At 44.0% G+C, this 25,684-nt stretch carries 12 protein-coding genes; 9 read left to right on the top strand and 3 right to left on the bottom strand.

Translation table 11 applies throughout. The features are described 5' to 3' along the window. Positions 1–13 precede the first annotated feature (13 nt). Positions 14–2,368: a beta-glucosidase BglX gene (bglX, locus tag BGP76_RS11455; protein ID WP_119844760.1), complete on the bottom strand. Its 2,355-nt coding sequence runs from the start codon at positions 2,366–2,368 to the stop codon at positions 14–16. Positions 2,369–2,665: 297 nt separating this feature from the next. Further along, positions 2,666–5,593 (bottom strand): triple tyrosine motif-containing protein, encoded by a 2,928-nt coding sequence (locus BGP76_RS11450; RefSeq protein ID WP_119844759.1) that lies wholly within the window; start codon positions 5,591–5,593, stop codon positions 2,666–2,668. A gap of 246 nt (positions 5,594–5,839) precedes the next feature. Between BGP76_RS11450 and BGP76_RS11445 the strand changes: the two genes are divergently transcribed. The 6 genes from BGP76_RS11445 (at position 5,840) to BGP76_RS11420 (ending at position 15,791) form a co-directional block, all read left to right on the top strand. Then, entirely contained in the window at positions 5,840–7,348 is a 1,509-nt protein-coding gene (locus BGP76_RS11445) for a PKD domain-containing protein (protein ID WP_119844758.1), read from the top strand. A 67-nt stretch (positions 7,349–7,415) separates the two neighbouring features. Further along, positions 7,416–8,525 carry a family 16 glycosylhydrolase gene (locus BGP76_RS11440; RefSeq protein WP_119844757.1) on the top strand — a complete coding sequence of 370 codons (1,110 nt, stop codon included), beginning with the start codon at positions 7,416–7,418 and terminating at the stop codon, positions 8,523–8,525. Positions 8,526–8,530: 5 nt separating this feature from the next. Beyond that, the gene (locus BGP76_RS11435) at positions 8,531–9,343 is read left to right on the top strand and encodes a family 16 glycosylhydrolase (protein WP_119844756.1); all 813 of its coding nucleotides are present in this window, start codon (positions 8,531–8,533) and stop codon (positions 9,341–9,343) included. Between the two features lie 31 nt (positions 9,344–9,374). Beyond that, complete coding sequence (locus BGP76_RS11430; RefSeq protein ID WP_158584257.1) at positions 9,375–12,467, top strand: TonB-dependent receptor; 3,093 nt, start codon at positions 9,375–9,377, stop codon at positions 12,465–12,467. A gap of 19 nt (positions 12,468–12,486) precedes the next feature. Next, entirely contained in the window at positions 12,487–14,037 is a 1,551-nt protein-coding gene (locus tag BGP76_RS11425; RefSeq protein WP_119844754.1) for a RagB/SusD family nutrient uptake outer membrane protein, read from the top strand. A 68-nt stretch (positions 14,038–14,105) separates the two neighbouring features. Continuing rightward, positions 14,106–15,791, top strand: a complete 1,686-nt coding sequence (locus tag BGP76_RS11420; protein ID WP_119844753.1) for a DUF5107 domain-containing protein — start codon at positions 14,106–14,108, stop codon at positions 15,789–15,791. 72 nt (positions 15,792–15,863) lie between these two features. Here BGP76_RS11420 and BGP76_RS11415 read toward each other — a convergent pair whose 3' ends face one another. Next, on the bottom strand, positions 15,864–18,653 hold the full coding sequence (locus tag BGP76_RS11415; protein ID WP_119844752.1) for a sugar-binding domain-containing protein: 2,790 nt from the start codon (positions 18,651–18,653) through the stop codon (positions 15,864–15,866). Positions 18,654–19,459: 806 nt separating this feature from the next. Between BGP76_RS11415 and BGP76_RS11410 the strand changes: the two genes are divergently transcribed. The 3 genes from BGP76_RS11410 to BGP76_RS11400 all read left to right on the top strand — a co-directional run bounded on the left by BGP76_RS11410 (position 19,460) and on the right by BGP76_RS11400 (position 25,676). Next, positions 19,460–22,696 carry a TonB-dependent receptor gene (locus BGP76_RS11410; RefSeq protein ID WP_255416121.1) on the top strand — a complete coding sequence of 1,079 codons (3,237 nt, stop codon included), beginning with the start codon at positions 19,460–19,462 and terminating at the stop codon, positions 22,694–22,696. A gap of 20 nt (positions 22,697–22,716) precedes the next feature. Further along, a complete protein-coding gene (locus tag BGP76_RS11405; protein ID WP_119844750.1) occupies positions 22,717–24,429 on the top strand; it encodes a RagB/SusD family nutrient uptake outer membrane protein in 1,713 nt (570 codons plus the stop codon). A gap of 89 nt (positions 24,430–24,518) precedes the next feature. Further along, complete coding sequence (locus tag BGP76_RS11400) at positions 24,519–25,676, top strand: glycan-binding surface protein (protein ID WP_119844749.1); 1,158 nt, start codon at positions 24,519–24,521, stop codon at positions 25,674–25,676. Positions 25,677–25,684: the final 8 nt, after the last annotated feature.

Raw genomic sequence — 25,684 nt, 5'->3', positions numbered from 1 at the left:
AGAGTAAATTTGTTTACTGAACAGCTTCTGCTGTCAATAGGAACGTCTCTGTGAGTAAGTCCGTAGAATTGGTACCGACCATCACGTCAAACATGCCGTCTTCTACTTTGTAACTGCCTTCATTGTCATAGAAACCCAATTCTTTTTCAGTGAGAGTGAAGGTCAGGTCTTTGGATTCTCCTGATTTTAAAGTCACCTTCTGAAAGCCTTTTAGTTCTTTGATGGGTCTCACCAGACTGGCAAATTGATCTCGGATATAAAGCTGTGCGACTTCTGTACCGGTAACTGCTCCTGTGTTCTGTAGTGTCACCGAAACTTGAATTGCGCTTGGGTCACTACTATCTACAGCTAGGTTGTCATATTTGAAATCAGTATAGCTAAGTCCATATCCAAAGGGGTATAAAGGTGCATTGCTTTGGTCAGTGTAGTGTGACCAGAATACCTCGTTCTTAGGACCAGGTCTGCCAGTGTTCATGGCGTTGTAGTAGATAGGGATTTGTCCGTTGCTCCTAGGGAAAGTCATAGGAAGCTTGCCAGATGGGTTGTGATCACCAAATACGACATCTGCTATGGCATGACCCGCCTCTGAGCCCAAGAACCATGTTTCTAGGATTGCTGGCGCTTTGGCGTCTAGCTCTGGGATCGCTACCGGTCTCCCGTTCATCAGTACGATGACAATGTTTGGGTTCACGGCATAAATCGCGTCGAACAGTTCCATTTGTAGGCCTTTGAGCCTGATGTCTGCTTGGCTTCTGCCTTCGCCGGATTGGAAACAATCCTCACCAATGGCTAACAATACAATTTCGGATTTTTTGGCGGCAGCCACTGCTGCTGCGAATCCAGTACGATCTGTCGTATTGAATTTGATTTCACCTGCAAAATTTCTTTCGCTGGTGACGAGATCACAGCCTTTGGCATAATTGATCGTTACGTCTTTTCCAGCTCTGGCTTTGATGCCTTCTAGTACAGATACTGCCGAGTTGGCGACTGCATCGGCTCTCCAGTTGCCTAATGGAGCATCTTTGTCATCTGCTAGTGGGCCTACGACTGCTATGGATTTGATTGATTTGCTGATCGGGAGTTTATTCTCCTCATTTTTTAACAAGACGATAGACTCTCTGGCAACTTTTCGTGCGGCAGATTTATTGCCGAGACTGTATAGTGTGTTTTTCTCCCATTCTTTGTTGGAGTACTTGTATGGATCTTCGAAGAGCCCAAGACGGTATTTGACAGTCAAGACACGTTTGACCGCATCATCGATGATCTTGATATCTACTTTGCCTTCTTCCACCAGTTCTGCGAGGAAGTTGGTGTAGGCATTGCCCTCCATGTCCATGTCCGAACCTGCATTGATCGCCATGTTGGCGGCTTCTTTGAGATCGCGTGCCGCACCGTGAGCGACCATCTCTCCGATGCTGTTCCAGTCAGAGACGACAAAGCCATCAAATCCCCAGTCACCTTTGAGCAATTGTCGCTGGATGTACTCGTTGGCAGAGGCGGGGAGGCCTTGGATGGTATTGAAGGAGTTCATATAGGTCGCTGCACCTGCTGCGGTACTGGCTTTGAACGGGGGTAGGATGACGTTGTGTAGTGTAGCGTTGCTGATGTCTACGTTGTTGTAGTCTTTGCCTGATTCGGCAAAAGCATAGCCTGCAAAGTGCTTGGCACAGGCTGCAATCGTTTTTTGGTCTGCTAGATTCTCTCCTTGAAAGCCACGTACTCTGGCTGCTGACAGGATACTGGCAAGATAGGGGTCTTCACCTGCGCCTTCCATGACACGGCCCCATCGGGCATCTCTACCTACATCCATCATCGGTGCAAAAGTCCAGTGAAGACCTGCTGCCGCAGATTCTAAAGCGGCAATTGATGCGGACAGTTTGACGACCTCAGGGTCCCATGAGGCAGCTTCACCGAGTGGAACGGGAAACATTGTGCGGTAGCCATGGATGACATCATACCCAAATATGAGCGGAATGCCTAGTCTGCTGTTTTCAACGACTAATTTTTGTGCATTGAGCGTAGCTTCTGCTCCAATGACATTGAGCATAGAACCGACGAGCCCAGACTTGAGTCTTTCTTCATGTCCTTGGGCGTACTCTGGAGCAGGTCCTGTCATATTCCATTGACTGGTGATCTGGTGGAGCTGACCTATTTTTTCTTCTAGGGTCATTTTGCCTAATAGCTCTGAGACGAAAACTTCTTCTTCGTTGTTTTCTACTTGTTTGGATCCACACGAGAATAGGAATAGACTAACGGTGAGCGTCACAATGGTTTTGGCTAGCCATTTTATCTTGTGTGTGTTCGATTGGTATTGAGAGGACGCCTCATGCAGCGTCACGGACGGATTGGTCTGTTTACTATTGTTCATAATCAAGTCATTTCGTAATGAGTGCTAGCGACAAAGCTGTTTTGAACGCTTGCATCTTGATACAATAATCAGTTTCTATAACTTGAAACCGAAATTATTCGACCCTACATTAATACATCAAAGCTCTTGTGTGCGCTACTTCAAAAACACTACAATTGGACTTAAATGAGTGTTTTTGAGCTGTATAAGTGTTTTCGGTGTACAGTAGGGATAAAAAAATGATTACATCAGACCTGTTGGTTGATAGCACTGATTATACATCTTGAATTAGAGAGCTAGTTTTCTTGATCTACGGATTTAAAATCTGCCTATGAACTCTGAAAGATTCACTTCTCTATCAAGGTTTAGTTTTTTTCTAAGTCTGTAGCGTGCTATTTCTACTCCTCGTGTAGTGATATTCATCAACTGAGCAATCTCTTTGGTAGATAGACTCATTCTTAGATAGTTGGATAGTTTGACCTCCTGAGGAGACAGGTTGGCATAGGCTTGTCTGAGTCTAGTCGTAAAGTCCCCATGTACCTGATCAAAGTACTGTTGGAAGTGCTCCCATTCGTCATCGTGTGTGATACTGCGGTCAATCTTTTTGAGCATTTCTTTGAGCGAACGGGTATTGCTGTTTTTCTTGTCTTGATCCAGGATGTGCTTGATGTCATTTTTGAGACCTGTCAAAAGCTGGTTTTTATCAATCAGGTTCATGGTAGAGCTGGCGAGTTCTTTGTTCTTGGTGTTGATTTCCAATTCTAAGTTCTCGTTTTGAAGCTTCATGATTTCTGCTTTAGACTTTTCGGATAGCTCTACGATTTCATTGTCTTTTCGGATCAATTCTCTCTTTTGAGTCAGTTTCATCACTTTCTTCTCTTTGGTGTGTACTACATTTTGCGAAATCACGACAGTACTGATACTCCCGACGAATAGCACAAAATATAAGAAGTAGGCGATTTTGGTGCGGTACCAAGGTGGGTTGATACTAAAGTGGTAGCTGGCGATTTCACTTTCTATGTCATAGATGTTTTTGGCTTTGACGGTGAACTCGTATTCCCCCTCACGGAGATTGGTGTATTCCTTTTCTGTGTTTATAGTCCATGCAGACCAGTTGTCCTCGTACCCTTTGAGATAGTAGCTATACTCAGTTTTCATGTCTTCGTCTACAAAGTTGGAGCTAAATTGAAAAAGCACGGAATTCTCACTGTAACTGTACTCGGGCAGTACAGAGGCTGGTTGACTGGAGACTACCTCACCTTTCGTCTGGAAGCTACCGTCGAAGAGGATCAAGTCATCATTGGTAGATAAAACACGTCGGATCAGTACTTTGATGGGATTTAGTAGGACGGATTGTTTTTGGGGATCGAAATGAATGAACCCTTCGTGCGCACCAAATAGTACATTGCCAAAGTCCAATACAGATATGTCTTCCAAATCATCATTCAGTTTGCTATGAATCTTGTTGAAAATCTTGGTATCAAGGCTGTAGTCATTGAATTTGTCTTTGGTCAAGAGGCCTGAAAAATTTGAGGCGATGAAATATATATTGCCATTGGCGTCCTCTTGCATTTCACGGATATGAATTTTAGATCCAAAGATGTCTGTGAACTTCTCGTGTAGGACGAATTTGTCACCTTCTTTGTCATAGCGATAGATTCCTTCTCCAGAGCAGAATATATTCTCGTTGTTGATGCTGAAGACATTGATCAGCCGGTTGGTAGCAAAACCATTTTTTTCGCCGTAGAACCGTACTGAGTCTATTTTGCTGTAGTCTTTGGCTGGATAGATTTTAAAAACGCCTTTATATCCATGGGTCATCCAGATAGAACCGTCCACGTTCTCAATAAAAACACGTGAAGATTCCCTAAGACCTTCGAGTAGCCCATTGCTTTCCCATTGTCCATTTTCTTTTCTATAGACCTTCATTCCTAGATAATTTCCTTCGAGGAGTAGGGAAGAGTTGTTTTGTGGTGTGATGAATTTCCATGCACCTTCTGTGGTAGAGAACTGATTGACCACTCCGTGATCTAAAAAGGTAGCTCCATCTTCATGCCCGAGAAGGATTTTGTTTTCTAGTTCTCGAATAGAATAGATTTGACCATTCATGGGCTTGCTGGTGCTGTAGTCGTTGAGATTGTTCTGGGTTTCTTTGTTGTTATTTATGAGGTAAAGTCCATTGTTAGTACCCAAGTACAGACCGTCTTTGTTGGCATAACTGCAGTAGCCAGCTCCCTCAAGATCAAATTGCTGGCTGATGTAAGTGAAAGGAGAGGAGATTTCGATTTTGGCTAGTCCATTGTTTTGTCCTACCCACAGGTTGCCGAATTCATCTTCCATGAGACCGAAGATGGCTTTGTTGTTGAAACCTCTTTCCTTGTCTAGTTTGGCGAGAATCTCACCTTCATTACTGATGAGGAATATACCGTTGTTGCGCGTACCGATCGCAATGGTATGGTTGGATAGTGACAAGACAGTCTGAATAAAGACCGAGGTGAGCAAGCGGCTTGCGCCAACTTTCCATTTTTCAAATTTGCTCCCGTTGTAGTAGTACAAACCATTTTCTTCGGTGCAAACTAAAAACCGATCATTGGCTAGGGGCAGAAGCCCAGCGATACGTTTGTTGATGAACCTCTCACTGCCATAGACCATGATTTGGTGGTCTTTTTCGATGTAGTACAGCCCTTTGTTCTCTTGGTAGATATAGAGTTGGTTGCCAATCACAAAAGAAGAGCCGATTTCTATATCCTGTGCTACTATAGAGACGGATCGACCATCATACTTGTAGATGTGTGTGTCTGTGCAGAAGTATATGTTTTTTTCGATCACATAGCACTTCCATACTTCTCCTATTTGCTGTTGATTGTCTGGGAGTAGGTCTGAGAGTGAGTGGTAGGTCATGAGACCCTCTGCGTTAGGAAAGAAGTAACCAAACTGATTTTGTGCACCTACATATATACTACCATTGGCGTGTAAGGACACGGATCTGACCTTGGTGCCGTTGCTGACGGAGTAGATACGCCATCTGCTGCCATCATACTCTAGTAGCCCGTAGTTGTTAGCGATGTAGATGACTCCCCGTTGATCCTGTAGTAGGTCGTTGTTTTGCATTCCCGCATTGTATTGCTTGGGGAGATAGGTGGTGATGAAGGGGATTCCCTTGTAATCATCGGCGGTAGCCGAAGAGCTGAATAGGGATATGAATAACAGGATGGTGCATAGCAGTGATGTAGTCGCTTTGTTCATTGTCGGGAAAATGTAAATTAATCTTTCATGATAAATATGTCGATTATTTGCTTCAAAAGCTATTATTGACTCTCATTGATGAGTTTTTGATGTATTCTATTTTTGACGTTGATGTATTATTGTGCAGGCTCTATTTTGAAGTGCTGTGATTTAGTTTCTCATAATTGTAACCATGGATGAGGTGGAAAACCGAAAGACTTCTGATCTCTTTCCAAGAACAATTACTAAAAACTAAATTTTCTAAGCATGAAAAAAACAAGACTAATTTACGCACTCATGTCTATGATGATCATGGGCATTGTGATGATGGGATGTTCTACTGATGAAGGTGGAGAGCCAGAGGCAAAAGATCCGATTGCCAGCTTTCAGGCTGCTGTAGATGAGGTTGATTTCTTTGAAGTTTCATTTACCAACTTCTCTCAAAACGCAACAACTTACACGTGGGATTTCGGTGATGAGACTGGAACCTCTACTGAGGAAAATCCAGTATACACCTACACTGCTGGTGGGAAATATACTGTGACTTTAACAGCTGCTAACGATGCGGGTGTAGAAGCTGAATTTTCTTCGGAACTGACGATTAAAGATCCTGATGCTCAACTGACCCTTTTAGCAGGTACTACTTCTAAAACTTGGAAATTGTTAAGAGATGGTGCATCGCTAGGAATTGGCCCTGATGAAGCGACTTGGTATTCTTGGTGGGCAATGGTTAACGATGGTTCTAGAAATTGCTTGTATGATGATGAATTCATATTCAGCAGAGATGGCCAATTTGAATACAATGGAAATGGTACTTTTTGGGGAGAGGCTGATTATTATGCTGATTCTGATAAGGCGGATTTAAATGAGACCTGTTTCGAAGAGTCTGTTGCGAACATGACTGTAGATGGTGTTGATTATAGCTCTTGGATGTCGTCTGACACACATAGTTATGAGTACAATTCTACAGAAGGAAATATAACACTGACTGGTTCTGGAGCATGGATGGGATTATATAAGTTAGGAACTACTGAATACAATATTAAAGGCGTAGTTCCTCCAGCTAGTACTTCATTTTCTGCTACGCTGATGGATGGTGAAGAGAGTGGTGTAGATACACTGCATGTTGGTTTTCAGTATGATGGTCAATATTGGAAAGCAATCTATGTGAGTTATGAAAACCCTGCAGATGAGCCCGATCTACTAACTGAAGCACCAGTTTTTGGTGAAGATTTAGCAGATATTAGTCCAGCAACCATGTCACATTCTTTTGCATCGGCGACTGATTTTGTAGAGTTAGGTGCTATTGCTGGTAATTCGTTGATTACTGTCGGTGCAGATGACCCTGCTGACGCATCGGCAGCTAAAGTAGGTCAGTTCGACCGTGTAGCAGAAGATTATCAAGAGGCACAGTTGATGACGAGTCCTGACGCTAAGGATATCCAGTTCGATAACTTGACGACCATTTCATTAGAGGTCTACTTACCAAGCTCAAACGACTACTCTACTACTTTAACTAAAGTTGTAGAACTAGGAATAGCGGACCAAAGTGCTACTCAAGAATGGTGGAATGCGATTTACAAGTATACTTCAGATGAATTGGAACTTGACACTTGGGTTACTTTGACCTATCAGATTGATACGCCAACTACTGCTCCAGCAGAGGGGACTTCTCCCAAAGATCGTACGGATCTTGATATGTTCTACATCAACATAGGTGGTGCGGGACATAGTGTAGCAGGTACATTCTATGTGAGGAATTTGAAATTCGAATAAGAACCTTTTCATAATACTCAGCAGTGTACACGACCGTGTACACTGCTTCATTTCTTATTTCAATCCGATGATGAAATTCTACATACCGATATTGATCGCTTTCTTATTTTTAATTTCCTGTGAAGAAGAATCTGGAGAGATAGATACTTCCAACCCTTCTAATCTAGTGATAGACGTCACCGTCTCCGAAGACGGGTCTGGCCAAGTAGATATCGTGGCTACTGGCGACAATGTGACACAGTACCATTATTACATGGGAGAAGATCCAGAGTCATTCGAGTTTAGCGTTGATGGCAAATTGACTTATACTTATTCCGCTTTTGGTATCTATGAGATTGAGGTCAGAGCCTACGGAGAGTCTGGTCGCTATGTCAGCAAAAGCAAAGAAGTTAATATTCAGGTAGGTGACCAAGGAGGTCCTATTGATTTGGAAGATGGATATTCGACTCCTACGAGTTATGAGGGGATGGATCTGGTCTGGCATGACGAATTTAACGGCAATACACTCAATGCCGCAGACTGGAGTTACGAAACAGGTACAGGTAGCAATGGCTGGGGTAACAACGAACTTCAGTATTATCGTCAAGAAAACACGACGGTTGGCGAAGGTGTCTTAACCATCACAGCGAGAAATGAATCATTTCAGGGTAGAGATTATACCTCGTCTAGATTGGTGACAGCCAAGAAGCAAGAGTTTACCTACGGCAGAGTAGACATCAGAGCAGTCCTACCCAAAGGACAAGGACTATGGCCTGCACTCTGGATGCTAGGTGCTAACTACCAGACCGTAACATGGCCTGCTTGTGGAGAAATTGATATCATGGAGATGGTCGGCGGTACGAATCGTGACAATGAATCACATGGGACAGTTCACTGGGATAGCAATGGTAACTATGCCAGTTATGGCCAAGGAACCAAATTGTCCTCAGGGATTTTTGCAGACGAGTACCATGTCTTTTCGATCGTGTGGGATGAAACCAAAATCGCTTGGTACGTGGATGACAAGCAGTTCAACGTGATAGACATCACACCTGCCGATCTCAGTGAGTTTCACAAGGATTATTTCTTCATCATGAACATCGCAGTGGGTGGCAATTGGCCAGGAAGTCCGGACGCTACTACTACATTCCCACAGACGATGAAGGTGGATTATATCAGGATGTTTCAAAACAACTAAGGGAAATGAACAGAATCAATTGCCTTGTGTTATTAAGTCTCATTTGTTTGGGATCCTGCCTATCAGCTACAGATGGAAAGGATAAAAAGTACAGTACACTGGTCTGGTCGGATGAGTTTGATTACTCAGGCGTGCCTGATACGACCAAATGGACTTATGATTTAGGTGATGGTTGTCCCAACAATTGTGGATGGGGTAATAATGAATTGCAGCAATACACGAGTGATGCAGCCAATGCCTATGTCAAAGATGGCAAACTGATCATTGTGTTGCGTCAGGATAGTGAAATAGATAGTCTATTCACTTCAGCGCGACTTTTATCTACGGGCAACAAGGGTTGGAAATATGGTCGCTTTGAGTTCAGGGCTAAACTGCCTTCAGCGCTGGGGACTTGGTCTGCACTATGGATGCTCCCGAGCGAATGGATATATGGAGGGTGGCCACACAGTGGTGAAATCGACATCATGGAAAATGTCGGTTACGATCCAGATAGTGTGGTGTCAGCAACACATACCGGTATGTATAATGGTGCGCAAGGGATGCAAAAGCACACGGCGATAGCGGTACCAGATTGTGATACTGCTTTTCACAATTACATCTTGGAATGGGACGAAGATGAGTACAGAGTCTATGTGGATGAGAATCTATTTTTTACCTATCAAAACGAAAACAAGTCATCGGCGCAGTGGCCTTATGACCAGCGTTTTCGCTTGCTGATGAACATAGCCTTTGGGGGCAACTGGGGAGGTTTGAAGGGGATAGACCCGACAGCACTGCCAGTCAAAATGGAAGTGGATTATGTAAGAGTATATCAATGAGAATTGATTGCCAAAACAAAATATGAAAGACATGAATAAACGTATACAAAAATATTTAGCAGTGCTGCTGATGACCTTGGTGGCGTCTCAGGTATTCGCTCAAACGAGTATCACAGGGGTGGTCAAGGACGAAATCAACGGGGAGACAATCCCTGGAGCGACAGTCATCGTGAAGGGTACGACCAACGGGACTGTGACAGACCTAGACGGACGTTATACTTTGAATATTTCAGATGCAGCAGAGGCTGTTATTATTTCCTTCGTGGGATATGAAGTGATGGAGTTACCGATCAACGGACGCAGCGTGATCGATGCAAGTCTAGCAGTCTCCATGACCGAGCTGACCGAAGTAGTCGTGATCGGCTATGGTACGCAGAGCAAAAAAGTAGTTACTGGTGCTATTGCTAGTGTGTCTGCCAAACAGATAGAATCCACACCTATTCTACGTGTGGAGCAAGCGCTCCAAGGTAGAACTGCAGGGGTGCAAGTGACCAACCTCTCAGGTCAGCCTGGAGATGCACCTACCGTGAGGATCAGAGGTGCAGGTACTACTGGAGATGCTAACCCGATCTATGTCGTAGACGGTATGGTAGTCGGAGGGATCGACTACCTCAACCCAGGAGATATCGAAAGTATGGATGTGCTAAAGGATGCAGCATCTGCTGCCATTTATGGAGCCAGAGCTGCCAATGGTGTCGTACTGATTACGACCAAATCTGGTGTGAAGGGACAAATGAATGTTACCTATTCGGGCTACTACGGTATCCAAAATGCCGCCAAGAAAATCGACATGCTCAATGCCGAAGAGTATAGAATGATGCAAAACGAAGGAGCTAGAAATGGTGGACTAGATGAGCCATTCGACTTGGCACAGTTGCCTGCACATGATACAGATTGGCAGGAAGAGATGTTTACCAAAAATGCACCAATAAGTAATCACCAAATTCAAATTTCAGGTGGGTCAGAGAAGTCATCATTTACGACTTCCATATCAGCCTTTTCTCAGCAAGGGATCATCGGAGGAGAAAAATCACAGTTCGATAGATATACTGCGAGATTTAACTCTCGTCAGCAGGTGACGTCATGGCTTGATTTCGGGAATAACTTGGCCTATACCCGCAAAACAACGAGAGGGATTTCGAGTAATACTTCTTTTGGTGGCGCGTATAGTTCTGCTTTGAATATTGATCCTTTGACTCCTGTCACGGAGCAAGATCCAGATATTTTGTCTCAGAGTCCATATTCTAGCGAACCTGTACTCTACGCTGACAATGGTTTTCCGTATGGAATATCTACCAACGTAGGGTCAGAAATAGTAAATCCGCTAGCACTGATAGACAATCAGCATGGTGAGTGGAACGAAGATAAGCTCGTAGGTGGAGTCTTTGCAGAGTTTCAACCGATCAAAGGATTGAAAATCAGAACGGCCTATTCTATCGATTTGGCGATAGGAATTAACAGTAATTTTACGCCCATATTTTATCTCAACGGGTCACAGGGTAATCTAGAAAGAACCAGTGTGACCAAGGAAGCGCAGAGATGGTTTAATTGGCAATGGGACAATACCATTACCTATTCTAAGAAACTCGGAGATCACAATTTTGCTGTGCTAGTAGGTACCTCTGCACAGGAGAGAACCTATGAAAATATAGGCGGATCGAAAGATAAGGCACCTTTGCTAGATTATGATCATGTGTACATCGATCAAGCACAAGATACAGTCGCTAATGCATGGGGTGGTGCTACCGAAGATGCACTGTCTTCTTATTTTGGTAGAGTTACCTATGACTTCAAAGACAGATATTCCTTTACGGCTATTTTGAGAAGAGATGGTTCTAGCAAGTTTGGTGACAACAACAAGTATGGCTATTTCCCTTCGTTAGGTGTGGCGTGGGTGCTGAGCGACGAGGCATTTATGCAGAGTTTGGGGCCGATCAATCTATTGAAATTCCGTGCTTCATGGGGGATCAACGGTAACGAATCTATTCCTAGATTCCGTTACGCTTCACCGATGAATTATACACGTGGATATACGCTCGGTAGTGGTTATACAGTAGGGGCTTCTCCCGCCTATGCGGCCAATGCCGATATTCAGTGGGAGGAATCTAATCAGATAGATTTGGCGATTGATTTTGGACTCTTGGACAACCGACTAACAGGTACGGTAGATGTCTACAATAAGACGACCAACAAACTACTTTACAATCCTGCTATTCAGCCACATGCAGGTATCGGTGCTCCCTACCAAAACGTAGGTTCGGTAGAAAACAAAGGGATAGAGATGTCTTTGAATTTCAGAAATGCAGCTGGAGAATTGAACTACTCCATTGGTGCTAATGTGACCTACAACAAAAATACGATGACCAAGATTGACGGGACGGGTAACGCCAACATCCCAGGAGCGAGTTGGGCAGTGGCAGGACCAGTGACCAACACGATCGAAGGAGAGCCGATCTCTTATTTCTATGGATATAAAACTGATGGTATATTTCAAAGCAACGCAGAAGTATTTCAGCACATAGGACCAGGGGGTGAGCCACTCCAGTCTCAGGCTGTACCAGGGGATGTTCGCTTTGTGGATTTGAATAATGATGGCGTTATCGATGACAAAGACAGAACCAACATTGGTAACCCGACACCTGATTGGACTTTTGGGCTCAATGGTTCATTGGATTTCAAAGGGATTGATTTCTCCTTCTTGTTTACGGGGTCTTTGGGCAATGATATTTTTGCGGGACAGCAGAGACGTGACTTGCGCTATACCAACATGCCTACAGATATGTTGGATAGATGGACACCTGAAAACCCAAGCACGAGCACGCCGAGGTTCACATGGACGGATACCAATAATAACAACAGAGTTTCTGATTTGTACATCGAAGATGGATCGTATCTGAGGTTGAAAAACATCCAATTAGGCTACACGCTACCAAATAGTATTTTGGACAGAATAGGTGCCAACACTTGGAGATTCTATGTGTCTGCCGAGAACGTCATTACGCTGACTAACTATAGTGGTGCAGACCCAGAGATCGGTGCGATCAGTGCATTTGATATCGCGATCGATAGAGGTGTCTATCCACAGGCGAGAACCTTCAGAGTGGGTACATCCATTACATTTTAAGGCTAAAAGAATTTGAATTATGAAAACATATAATAAATATATTTTATCGCTGTTGGCTTCATTCATGCTATTGAGTTGTTCGGATGATTTCTTGGATCGACCAGATTTGATCAACCCAGATTCTCAAAATTTTTACCAAACTGAGACAGATGCCATGCAAGCATTGATGTCAGTATATGACGGGATACAGTCACAGGCTCATGCGACGACCTGGGCGCCAGTACTTACGGTCTCTGACGTGTTGTCAGACCATGCGTTTGCAGGTGGGAGTGATGCCAACGATGGATTCAATTATCAGCAGCTCAATACTTTCAATACCCCTGCAGAGAATCCTCAAACAGGCACTATATGGAAGAAAAACTATGTAGGTGTATATAGAGCCAACCTCTTTTTGGAGAAAATAGAAGGCATAGATGCCAGTGATGATTTCAAAGCGAGAACATCTGCAGAAGCTAAATTTTGTCGGGCTTACTCTTACTTTGAGTTGTTGCGATTTTTTGAGAATATTCCATTTATGACCGAAACTGTAAAAGGCTCTGATTATAACATGCCTCAAGCAGATCCAGAGGTGGTGTACAATCAGGTCGCTCTTGATTTGTACGAGGCTAGTCAGGATTTGCCAGAGGTAATTGCTGCTGACGAAACGGGACGGTTGAGCAAATGGGCTGCAAAATCTTTGTTGGCAAGAGTATTCTTGTTTTACAATGGAGTCTATGGCAAAGATTTGATTGCAGGTGATGTGACTTTAAACAGAGCAGCGGTTTTGGCTGAACTAGAAGACGTCATCGCCAACAGCGGGCACGACTTGCTAGATGATTACGCCATGTTGTTTAGGTTGGAGTCAGAGTATAGTATAGAGTCCGTGTTTGAGATTGGCTATGGAGATTCTCCAGGATGGGGAGATTGGAATTATATTCCTGGAGGAGAAGGTAACCTAGCGGCTCAGTTACAGGGACCACGTGCTGGTGGAGGAGGTGACTGGAATAGAGGTTGGAGTTATGCACCAGTTTCTTACAAAGTGGTAGAGGCTTTTGATCCAGCGGATGTTCGGTTGGAAGCTACGATTCTCAACGAGTCAGAAATTAATACGACGGTGGATCATGGTTTTCAGCACACGACTTATTTTTCTCAGAAGTACACTTCGGACAAGGAGCACTGGGGTACGGATGGTTCGTTGGAGCTGAACAGAAAGACGAACTTTAGAGTGATTCGTTTTGCGGATGTCTTGCTCATGGCAGCAGAATTGGGGAGTCCCAATGCACAAGATTATCTCGATAGAGTGAGAACGCGTGCTGGCGTACCATCGATACCTGCCACCGCTGACAACATCTACAACGAGCGTTCATTGGAGCTGGCCTTGGAGGGGTTGAGGTATTTTGATCTGCTCCGAAAAGGATTGACCTACGCAGAGTCCGAATTGACACAGGTGGGAGAGCGCGGACCATTGTACGAAGGTGAGCAAGTTAACTTCGATGTAACCTTTGATGTTGCAACGAGAGGATTTTTACCGATCCCGCAAGATGCATTGGATTTATCCAATGGCAACTTCACACAGAACGACGGGTACTAAAAAATTGTAGCTCGTTTTATTCATACTTAGAAGGAGGCACTGCCTCCTTTTTTTTATCCTATTCTACCATGAACTATTTGAAAAAAGTCAATTCATTATACCTCCTATTGTCGTTACTGATTGTCGGTCTATCTTATACCTCGTCACAAGCCCAAGTCATCTTGCGGGACACTACGGTGACCTGGCAGCATCATCGATATGCCTTGAATCCTGACTATAGTATGGATACTTGGACTACTGACAATACGGATATCGAAGAGGTTTCCTTTTCGGGAGCAAAAGTCATCGAAAATGACCTCATCCGATTGGTCGTCGTGCCAGAGTATGGTGCACGAGTCCTGTCTCATTATTACAAGCCTACGCAGCACGAGTACCTCTATCAGAGCGAATGCGGTTCTCCTTATGGAATGAATGCTGGCAATTTCTACTATGATTGGCTGATGGTGTGGGGAGGGATTTTCCCGACCTTTCCAGAGCCAGAGCACGGCAAGGCTTGGCTCGTACCGTGGGACTATTCGGTGGTAAAAAATACCACTGATACAGTCACGATCCGGATGCAATACACCGACGAGAGGAGTTTTGAAGGTGCTCCGGGTGGATTCAACAACGGTACGACCAATATCACTTGTGTCGTAGAAGTAAGCGTCTACAATCATAGTGCGGCGTGGGATTTTGATGTCAAACTCATTAACAACGAGGCGGAAAGTGTGAACTACGAGTATTGGACATGTACCACCCTAACTCCCGGTTCTGAGGTGGGAAAGACCGCTTCACCGCTCAATTCCGAAATGATCATTCCGTCCGAAGAGTACTTTGCCGCCTGGAGCCCTGGTGCATGGATCGGCAACTATAACAGTTACTATGCCATGAGTGATATTGCTTACCTCGATGATTGGGTGGACATGGGGATCGCTTATGCTGCGGATTTCAAGGCCAACTATTGGGGTGTCATCAATCATGAAAATGAGGAGGGAATCATGCGCATCTCGGACAATCAAGAGACACCAGGTGTGAAACTCTGGACATGGGGGAGAAACAATGTGGACAACAATATGTTTGATTTCAACAACGGAGGAGCAGATAACTACATCGAATTGTGGGCGGGTGCTTCTGAATCCTTCTTTACCGATGCGACCCTCAGTGCCAACGAACAAAAGAGTTGGAAGGAAAGCTACTGTGCCACCGTCGGTATGACGGGCATAGATGCCATGGATTATCATGCGGCATTGCATCTCCTGTGGAACGAAGCGTCGCAAAGCTTAGGGTATGAGCTCAATACTTTTCAGTCCGATGCGGTATATACGTTGGTTTTGTCGTTGGATAACCCTTCTGGATTTACGGTAGAAAAGGAGATTGCTTTTGATGCCCTCGGTCAAACAGCTGATTATGATTTGACAGCTGAGGATATCTCAGCGGGTTATTATATGGCTAGTCTTGAATTGCGTAATCCAGAAGATGAAGTGATCCTGTCTAGTGCCAGAGAAATCTATGTTGGGACGGTACTGCATGCTGATATAGCTGTCCCAGGTTTGAGTCAAATGGCTATTCATGCCTTGGGTAATCAGCGTATCATGGCACAAATGACAGAACCTGGACATTATGCGTATCAAGTCTACAATCTCAATGGGCAAACGGTGCAACAGGCACAAGTAGACGATAGTCAGATCGATATCCAGCTATCAGAGGCAGGTATCTATCTGCTGCGTGTAGCAGACGGTCATTCGGTAGTCACCCGAAAAATAGCGGTACGCTAATATGCGTAAACCGCAATACTGAACCTGACAGGTTTTACTCATTGGATGGTGAAATTTGTCAGGTTTTTTTATCTATAGCAAGGCTTTTAACTCATCTATACCTGCTGATTGTTGGGGAGAAAAATCTGTAGAGTTCATATAGTTCAACATCGCTTGGTGTAGCTGTACAGCCTCGGGTTGGTCGATGATTCTTTCAAGATCAGACATGCATACCAGTAACTTGCCTTCTCCTACTTTGAATTCAAAGATTAAGCCCAATTTATGGTTTCGTTCGAGGTTGTCTACTACTTGGACGATTGGTCTGTAGTGGGCTGAGGTACTATCCAAGAAAAGTGACCGGCTGGCTTTGATGATCGAAAACCACTGCCAGTTGGTGTGGTAGTCCGTGGGGAATGACCGGAATAGTGGATGTTCTGGATCCATACATAACCCCAGTGTGCCTGGAGAAACGGGTTTTTTGACCCACTCGCTGATCCCTTTGAACATGCCATAGTTCCAAAACTCAGGAGGAAAATGCCCCGCAACACTTTTGCCTTGGATGTCTTCCGATTGTGGAAAAAGTAAAACGCTCTGTCCGGCCTCCAATCGGGCTAGGGTTGCTTGGTTTAGACTTTTCGAAACGAATACCTTCTCTATATTGTCCTCTAATTCTATACTTGGATACACCCAGAGATCATATTGATTGCTATAGGTCGTGCCAGCGATGGAGGCATGCAGAGTGAGCTGTTTTGCTGTCTCGATCTCCGACAGGTTTATGGCAATAGAACTGATAGTGTTTAGTCGACCGTTTGGTATTTCTTGCTGATCAAAGTGGCCTTCTTGGATCACATTTCCTTTTTTGTCCACCAATCGCCAGAGGATATCTCCAGTGAAGGTTTGGTTGCTGTAGTTGGCGATTTTTAGTTGAGACTCGAATGTTTCTGTATTGGTCCATACATATTTGGAAAACTCCATGAGTAGGACTACATCGTTGCAGGACTGAAGCCACTGTTCACGGCTGACGACTCCTTTGTCCTCCATAAATGCGTCCAAAATCCCCACCAAGGCCGTTCCTTGCCCCGGAAAGTCTTGCAAGTCCAACAGTTGAAAACCAGCCATTTGTTCCGTGCGTAGAGCGGCTTCCATTTCAGCTTTGTAGCAGAGGGCAGACCATGCTCCTGTAGCTTTTTGGAAGAGACTGTCTTGATCGAGCATACCTGCCTTTTTCAATCTTTCTTGGAATACTTCCAGATTCCAAGCGCGTAGTACTCCCGTGTATTTTTTGATCTCTTGGTAGTCAGGGTAGATCTGGTATTGCCCGATTTCGTGGCTGACCAAGGGCATATCTGTTTGGGAGATAGGGTAATCAAAGTTGATCTCGGTGTTAGGTTTTTGGGTGTTGAGACTACCCCCTCCCCGCGAATCTGCAAAGGCGTGCGTCAACCGGGTGTGGGTCATTGTAGTGTCTCCGTCAGAGGGAGTGCGTGATGCCACAAAGAAGTCCGAGCTTTTGGTGGGAGGCATGTAGCCAATGTTGTTGTTAGACCCAAAGGTGTACAAAGGCCTAGAATCAAATGCTTTGAGTGCGGCGATGTTGCGTTCGGCACGATCGTGTCCACTCCATATCTCATTGCCATGGGAGAGCATTACAAAAGAGGGGTGATTGGCATAGCTTCGGAGCATGGCCAACCCTTCTTCTCGAAGCATCATCGCCACGGTATCAGATTCTAGCCCTCCCCAGAAGGGGAGTTCGACTTGCAAATAAATCCCTGTCTGATCCGCAGCAGTAAAAGCCGCTTCTGGGGGGCAGTAGGAGTGAAATCGATAGTGATTGATGCCATAGGATTTGGCGATTCCGTAGACGCGTATCCAACTGTCGACATCCATCGGTACATGTCCTGTCAGTGGAAACACCCCTGCTTCGTGTTTCCCGCGAAGGAAAGTCGTCTTACCGTTGATTTGAAATTGCTTAGCGACTGCTTCGAAGCTCCTCATACCAAAGGGGACGCTCATTATATCTATGGTTTCGTCGGTAGAAGAGATCGTCACGGTGAGATGATATACCGGTTGGTTGTACTCGTCCCATAGCTGTATTTGGTCACCAAGCACGTAGCTGAGTTGTACCACAGAATCACCAGAATGAATGGTTTTTTGAGGGGGTAAATTGGGTGCATTTTCACCATCCAAAGTGATACTCAACTCGATCGTCAACGATGGGCTGGTTGTAGGTTTTTTAACCTTTAGCGTCACATCTATACTTTGATGGGTGAGATCAGGGTATACCTGTAGATCTGTGATATGTGTAGTAGGGAGGGAGGCGATGTGCATCTGTCCTAGGATACCATTCCAGTTGGTCTGGGTGTCATCGGAGTAGATATGTACGTGACCGTATGGCGTCAGTGTCAGGCTATTGTCCACGCGCACGGTGATATAGTGTTTACCGGGTGTTAGCAGGCTTGTCGCATCAAATCGCTGTGGAGACTGGAGGAGTATGGACTCACCGAGGTAAGTAGAGTCTATCCATACTTGCGAAGGTTTGCTACGCTCCCAGTAGAGCTGTAGCTGTCTTTGGTCAAAAGTAGGAGGTATGATGACCTTTTTGCGATACCAAGCAGCTCCTTCGTATTTGTATAAGCGACTGAGGTGCATGGTCGTCGTGTCACGATTGAGCCAGCCCTTTTGATTAGAATCTGTAGTGCCGGGTAGGCTAATTGAATCAGCCAACTGTCTCAAGTACCATTTTTCTTCAATCCCAATATCCGCTGTGTCAAGAGCAAATTCCCATTGTCCAGATAGGTCAATATAGTCACGTGTAGCAACGGTCTCTGGCTGACAGGCCAGTAGAGGAAGTAGGGCTAGTATGAGGTATATGCTTTTGGTCATGAGGAGTATTACTTATGGTTTGCGATGAGTTTTGGGTGTGTAGGTTTATACTTCTCCAAAGTAAGTTTAAAAACACGAGGTGTAGCAAGGTGAAAATGCACCGAGAGCATAGTCTCAAGTTGCCTCAGAGGGTGCATTCTAAATGAGTGAGTGAAGGCCTAGTTTTTTCTTAATGAAAGTCATTTGTTTACTATTTGGCTAGAATTATACACCCTAGGCGATGGTATCAGCCTAGTGGGGTGATTCTTGCGAATTACCTGCCCACCCCATATTAAAGTAACATCGGGTAGTGTAGTAGTGTTACATCCGTCTCTTTATGACCTTCATAATGGCCCTAGAGGTCTTGTAGAATCCGTCCACGCTCAATGTGAAATCCTTCACGGATGTTTCAGCTGTAGTATGACAATCTTGCATATAGGATTAATCCCAATCATAAAGACGATATCAGATGAATAATGAGCAAGACAAACAGCATACAAAGAAGAGATACTTTCTATTGATGGAGGTCTCGATGGGTGTTGCGATTGTTGGGCTGATTTATTTCTTATTGAAGCTGTTGATTGACATCTAGTCAAAGGGATTAAACTAGCAGGTGAGAAATGATTATTTAAACTAAAGCTAAATGAGAGAAACAAATACTTAAAATGCGGTGGCATGACACGAAAAGGACTCTTGACTGAGTCAAACCAATAAGGTTCATGGAGTAAAGTTTCTGTGAATTTAATTCAAACAAAAATACGTGCTGGTTCATAACACGATCGGCATAAGACTTATTAATTACTATTTATACTAAAAAAAGCATGTTTATGAAAGACGTTTACAAAAGACGTAAGGCATGGATGATCGGAGGGTTTAAGACCCCTGCAGTCCTGCTTATAGTTTTCTGCGTGGTACTGCTAGGAGCATCCCCAGCTTTGGCGCAGGAGGTGAAAGTTTCCGGCAAGATTACCGCCGGTGATACAGGAGATGAATTACCTGGTGTGACGGTAGTTCAGAAAGGCACGACGAATGGCACGATTACCAACGTGAATGGAGACTATTCGGTCAGTGTGTCTTCAGATGCAGTACTTGTTTTTTCATATCTCGGATATGAGAGCAAGGAAGTTGCGATTTCGGGTAGATCTACTATTGATGTAGCGATGGATATCAATGCAGAGGAGTTGGAAGAGGTGGTCGTTGTAGGGTACGGTGAGATGAGAAAGGCTGATTTAACCTCTGCGCAAACTTCTATTTCCTCTCAGGAAATCGATCGTACTGTGAATACGACTATTGATCAGGCAATCGCGGGTAGATCTGCGGGTGTACTGGTGACACAGAATACGGGCGCACCAGGTGGAGGTATTTCTGTGAACATTAGAGGGCTTAGTACCTTAGGGGGTAGTAACGAACCTCTCTATGTGATCGATGGAGTACAAATACAAGGGAGTAATTCACTGAGTGGAGTTAACCCATTGTCTTCTTTGAACCCTGCTGATGTGGAAAGTATCGAGATTCTTCAAGGTCCATCAGCTACCGCTGTATTTGGTTCTAGAGGTACCAATGGTGTGGTGATGATTACGACCAAAAGAGGAAAGGCGGGTAATGCTAAAATTACTTATGGCTACAGTTACAGTCTTCAAACCCCTCCAGAAAATCAGGATGTGATGAATTTGAGACAATATGCTCAAATGGAGAATGAGCAAAAAACTTTAGTGGGAGGTGAAATAAGAGAAGACTTCTTAGATCCTTCTATTTTGGGTGAAGGCACTGACTGGCAGTCTGAGTTATTCAATCCTGCTGCCATACAGAAGCACCAAATAGGTATCAGTGGTGGAGATGAGAAAAGTTCCTACTACATTTCTGGTGAGCGGTTTATGCAAGAGGGTGTTGCTGTAGGGTCTGGTTTTGAAAGGACTTCTATGAGAGTCAATTTAGATACCAAGCCGAGAGAATGGTTTGCTGTGGGTGTTAACCTCAACCTAACGCAGACAGATGAAGAAATTGCTTCTACTCAGGGCAATTTGATTTCTAGTGCTCTCCGGTTGGCACCTCAAATTCCTGTAGCTAATATTGATGGGTCTTATGGAGGTGGAAACTTAGATAATAATGCAGAGCAATTTGCTCCAGTCAATCCTATCGCTTTGGGTAACATGATTACCAACGAGCGTATGGAAAGAAAGCTAATCGGTGGGGTCAATGTGAAATTCCAAATCATTGATGGCTTGGAACTTCGTTCTAGCATCAATACCAACATGGGCTTCCAAGCATCTACCTATTACATACCAACGTATGAATTTGGCTGGCAAGTAAATGACTTGGCGCGGTTGACCAACAACCATAACTACAATACCTGGTGGAATTGGAACCAAACACTCCAATACACCAAGCAACTGGGCAAGCACCATGTGAACGCTATGGTGACACACGAGGCTCAGTCGTCTTATTGGAAGAATGTAGGTGCGACAAGACAAGGCTTTAGTACCAATACCCTATTTGATTTAGAAGCAGGTAACCCCGAACTATCTTCCAACTCTGGTCAACAGGCTGATTGGGCTCAGGACTCTTATTTGGGAAGAGTGAACTACAATTATAATGATCGTTATATCATTACTGCGGCATTTAGAGCAGATGGTTCTTCTAACTTCGGTCCTGAAAACAAATGGGGATATTTTCCATCTGTGTCAGCGGCATGGAGAGTATCCGAAGAGGCGTTTTTTAACGTGAACTTTATCTCTGATTTGAGATTCAGATATGAGATTGGTTTGACGGGTAACCAAGGGAATGCGGGGCCTATATATGCAGGTATGTCATCGGCGATTCCTACAGATTTAGGTACTGGTTTCCGACCAGCGTCTTATCCTAACCCTGACTATCAGTGGGAGCAAACACAGACGGATAATTACGGAGTTACGCTTGGACTCTTTGGTAGTCGCATCCAGTTAGATGTAGATTATTTTATAAGAAGTACAGACAACCTTATCCTACAAGCAGCTTTGCCTTCTTACATGGGGACCAATGGAGCAGCATCTGTAACAGCACCAACAGTTAACATAGGATCGTTACAGAACAAGGGCTGGGCTATTAGCCTCAATACCATCAACATTGACAACAATGGCTTCAAATGGGAGTCTAATTTTAATGTAACGAGCGTTGATACAGAAATCACCGCGTTGAGTGCTGGAGCTACCCATATCACCCGTAGAGGAGAAGATTGGTTTCTAAAAGGCTTTGCACAGCGCTCTGTGATAGGAGAGTCCCCTTGGAGGTTTTTTGGCTATGAGGAAGAAGGGATTTTCGAAAGTGTAGAAGATATCGAAGCGAGTGCAATACCTGTTGATAACAATGGAGACCGACTATCAGTTGCAGAAGATGGTGTTTGGGTTGGAGATGTCAAGTACAAAGATCAGATCACGGAAGATACTGATGGAGATGGCGTAGCGGATGCCGGTGATGGCATCATCGATGAAAAAGATATGACTTTCATTGGCAATCCTCTTCCAGAGTTTTATGGTGGGTTTACCAATACTTTTTCTTACAAAGGGTTGAGTTTGAGTGTGCTGTTGATTGGGAGCTATGGAAACGATGTTTACAATTATTTGCGCTTCCAAAACAGCAATCCTAATAACATCAATTTGGGACAAAATATGGTTGTCGATGCGATGAATTATGCTAGAGTAGGAGTCGATGAGGCGGGAAATCCAGCTTTGGAAAATCCAGGTACCAATGTAGCAAGATTGACTAGCTCAAGTGCTAACGGTAACTATGATAGATTGACAGATAAATATGTTGAGGATGGTTCTTACATCAGAGTGAAAAACATTAGTCTCTCGTATGTACTGCCTTCATCATTGATAGACAGACAGCGCGTGATTAGAAATGTCACTTTGGGTGTGAGTGCACAAAACGTCTACACCTTTACCAAATACAGTGGGTATGATCCAGAAGTAGGAACTTTTGTTGGAGATAGTGGAGGAGTAGGTGCTGCTTCGGGCTTTATGGGCGTTGACTATGGTAGATATCCATTGACTCCTGTCTACTCATTTAGCGTAGGACTTGAATTCTAAAACGATTAAAGAAGAAGAAAATGAAAAACTATAAATATATATACGTTGCGCTTCTCTCTATTTTAGGGTTGACCGTGTCCTGTTCAGAAGACTTTTTGGACAGACCACCTAAAGATAGATTGGTTGACGCAGGCTTTTATCAAACGGACGATCAGTTATTGTCAGGGACTGCACCACTTTACAGTGCGGTATGGAAGGATTATGCAGACAAGGCCAATTTTAAATTGGGCGATATACGTGGAGGAACATTGTACCGTGCCTGGAACGACAGGGATGCGGTCGAGTTCAATATTACTGCTGTATCAGACGCTAGTGAATATGCTTACCGTGCGTTCTACATTGTAATAGGACAATCCAATTTGATCATGAACAACATCAATACTTATGCTGGAGATGGAGTTTCTGAGGCGGTTAAAAACCACGCTTTGGGTGAAGCGCGATTCATGAGAGCGACGGCATATACACATCTTGTGATGAATTTTGGTGCTGTTCCTATCATTGAAAATAACTTGGATCATTTGAACAATCCTCAGTTGCGTAGAAACAACGTGGAAGATGTCTGGGAATTCATTCTTCGTGACTATGAGTTTGCAGCAGAGAACCTGTCTGAAATTTCTTTAGCTGATGGACGATTGACTAGTTATTCTGCCAAAGGTATGTTGGCTAGAACACATCTTACCTTAGCAGGCTTAGGCGCATCAGCAGGTGGTAGAGATCAAGGCCATCTAGATAAAGCCAGAGATTATGCAGCAGATGTGATCAACAACAGTGGAAAATCTTTGTTGTCTAACTATGCTGATCTGTTTACTTATCCGTACGACAATGGCAATGAGTCTTTGTTCGAATTGCAATGGTCGTATTCTCCCAAAGGGAGTTCTACTCAGTATGAAGCCTCAAATACGATGATTTCGCAAATCAATCCCAACAATGAAGTAGCTGCCAATGGAGACGGTTGGGGAGGCGATCTCAGTGCTTCTTGGTGGATGTTGACTCTCTATGATGGGTTGATTCAGGACGATGGTGCTACGCCAGGTTTTACTTTGGATCAAAGATTGAAAGCTACTTTTATGTTGCCAGGCTTTACTTATCCAGGTGTCATCCAAACGGTAAAAGATGATGAGGGCAACAATGTAAATCAGGATTTGGTAGTTGCTGATCCAGGAGAGGATCCTTACCAAGTTTTTGCCAGCATCAAAAAGTATGTCATTGGACGAGGGGCTTATTTGGAGGGAGACGCAGATGCGCAGGATTATCCTAATAATACCTACATGTTGCGTTTGGCAGAGATGTATTTGATCTATGCTGAGGCAGTGTTAGGAAACAGTGGCTCCACTACAGATGCGGCCGCTTTGACGGCCTTCAATGCAGTACATATGAGAGCAGGCCTTCCTGAGTTTGAGGATCCGTTGACTTGGGACGATATCTTCGAAGAACGAGTTAGAGAGTTTGCTATGGAAAGTATCACTTGGTATGATTTGGTGAGACTGCACTACTATGACCCTAGCGAGGCATATGACATTATCAATGCTCAGGATAGAGGTTTATTTGCTATCGAGCCTAACCAGTGGCCAGACCCATCTGCATGGACATTCTCGAAAACCCCTGATCAGGCATTTAGAAATGCAACTGCAAACTCGGGTAATTTCTTGATCCCTATACCTGCATCGGAAATGAGTCAGTCTCCTAGCTTGGCAGAAGAGCCAGAGTCTTATGATTTTGGTGACGGAGAGTAGGATAAAATTTAAAATGAGAGAGGTAAACATGAAGTGTGTGTAACTTCAATTGTGTTTTACTTCTCATAGATCATTAAAAATATAAAAATATGAATTCTATACTTAGATATACATTATTCCTTGCGATGACAGTGGTCATCTGGGGAGGATTGTCTTCTTGTCAAGAAGATGATATGAGTGGAGGAGAACCAATGGTGTCTTTCATTAGGATAACTGCTCCTGAGTCTGCAGACTCTTTGGTTGTCTCTGCGGGTCAAGGTCAGATGATCTCGATCATGGGAGAAAACCTCCAAAATGTAAAACAACTTTACTTTAATGACAGGCCAGCGACTTTGAACCCGTCATTTATCACGAGTAGTTCTGTGATAGTGACTGTACCGTCAAAAATTCCTTCTGAAATCAATAATTTGATGACGATGGTGTTTAGCAATGGTGACTCACTGAAAGTTCCTTTTGAGGTAAGAATCAGTGCTCCTAGTGTTGATAGATTCTTGAGTGAATATGTCAATGAAGGAGATGTTGCTGTTGTTTATGGAAATTACTTCTATGAACCGCTGTCTGTGACTTTCTCTGGAGATGTAGCGGGAGAAATTCTTTCAGTAGAAGACGACCTGCTTTTGATTAGAGTGCCAACAGGCGCTGAAGCTGGACCAATTTCTATTACTTCTAATTTTGGTACTTCAAAATCTAAAGCTTACTTCAGAGATGATCGAAACATCATTGCGAGTTTTGATGAGACTTTTGAAGGGATGTGGAGAGGAGCTGATTATGTAGTCTCCAGTGATGCAGATATTGCCAACATTAGTGGTGATTTTATTCGTCTCAATAATGGAGCGCAAGCCGCATACCCATACATTGAAGTCTATGGTGGGCCTCAAGAAAGTGATACAAATATTGAAACCAGAAATATTCCAGCGGATGCATTTGACAATCCAGAGGCTTATTCTTTGAAGTTTGAATTGAACTCGCAAGAGACTTTCGTGGGAGCAACTATGCGTTTATACTTGGGTAATGGTGATGGCAGCACTTTTGGTGATGATAGAAACAACATCTATTATATCTGGGAGTCTAATGTCGATACGCAGGGTGTATGGCAGACCATAAGTATTCCTTGGGAGGAAGTATATGAAGCTAACCTTAGTTTTGATTATGACCCAAGTGGATATGGTATGTATATCTATTTCCATGGGCCTAATGCGGCTATTTATAACATCGGTATGGACAACTTCCGCGTGGTGCCTAACTAATTATTTCA

It is taken from the genome of Reichenbachiella sp. MSK19-1, from assembly GCF_003590315.1.
Taxonomy (GTDB): Bacteria; Bacteroidota; Bacteroidia; order Cytophagales; family Cyclobacteriaceae; genus Reichenbachiella; species Reichenbachiella agariperforans.
The sequence above is the reverse complement of the archived record's forward strand: the minus strand, read 5'-3'. Positions and strand labels throughout refer to the sequence as shown.

Excerpts from the sequence above, each read along its gene's own strand:
- bglX (WP_119844760.1), bottom strand. The coding sequence starts at position 2,368 with ATGAACAATAGTAAACAGACCAATCCGTCCGTGACGCTGCATGAGGCG.
- BGP76_RS11450 (WP_119844759.1), bottom strand. The coding sequence starts at position 5,593 with ATGAACAAAGCGACTACATCACTGCTATGCACCATCCTGTTATTCATA.
- BGP76_RS11445 (WP_119844758.1), top strand. The coding sequence starts at position 5,840 with ATGAAAAAAACAAGACTAATTTACGCACTCATGTCTATGATGATCATG.
- BGP76_RS11440 (WP_119844757.1), top strand. The coding sequence starts at position 7,416 with ATGATGAAATTCTACATACCGATATTGATCGCTTTCTTATTTTTAATT.
- BGP76_RS11435 (WP_119844756.1), top strand. The coding sequence starts at position 8,531 with ATGAACAGAATCAATTGCCTTGTGTTATTAAGTCTCATTTGTTTGGGA.
- BGP76_RS11430 (WP_158584257.1), top strand. The coding sequence starts at position 9,375 with ATGAATAAACGTATACAAAAATATTTAGCAGTGCTGCTGATGACCTTG.
- BGP76_RS11425 (WP_119844754.1), top strand. The coding sequence starts at position 12,487 with ATGAAAACATATAATAAATATATTTTATCGCTGTTGGCTTCATTCATG.
- BGP76_RS11420 (WP_119844753.1), top strand. The coding sequence starts at position 14,106 with ATGAACTATTTGAAAAAAGTCAATTCATTATACCTCCTATTGTCGTTA.
- BGP76_RS11415 (WP_119844752.1), bottom strand. The coding sequence starts at position 18,653 with ATGACCAAAAGCATATACCTCATACTAGCCCTACTTCCTCTACTGGCC.
- BGP76_RS11410 (WP_255416121.1), top strand. The coding sequence starts at position 19,460 with ATGAAAGACGTTTACAAAAGACGTAAGGCATGGATGATCGGAGGGTTT.
- BGP76_RS11405 (WP_119844750.1), top strand. The coding sequence starts at position 22,717 with ATGAAAAACTATAAATATATATACGTTGCGCTTCTCTCTATTTTAGGG.
- BGP76_RS11400 (WP_119844749.1), top strand. The coding sequence starts at position 24,519 with ATGAATTCTATACTTAGATATACATTATTCCTTGCGATGACAGTGGTC.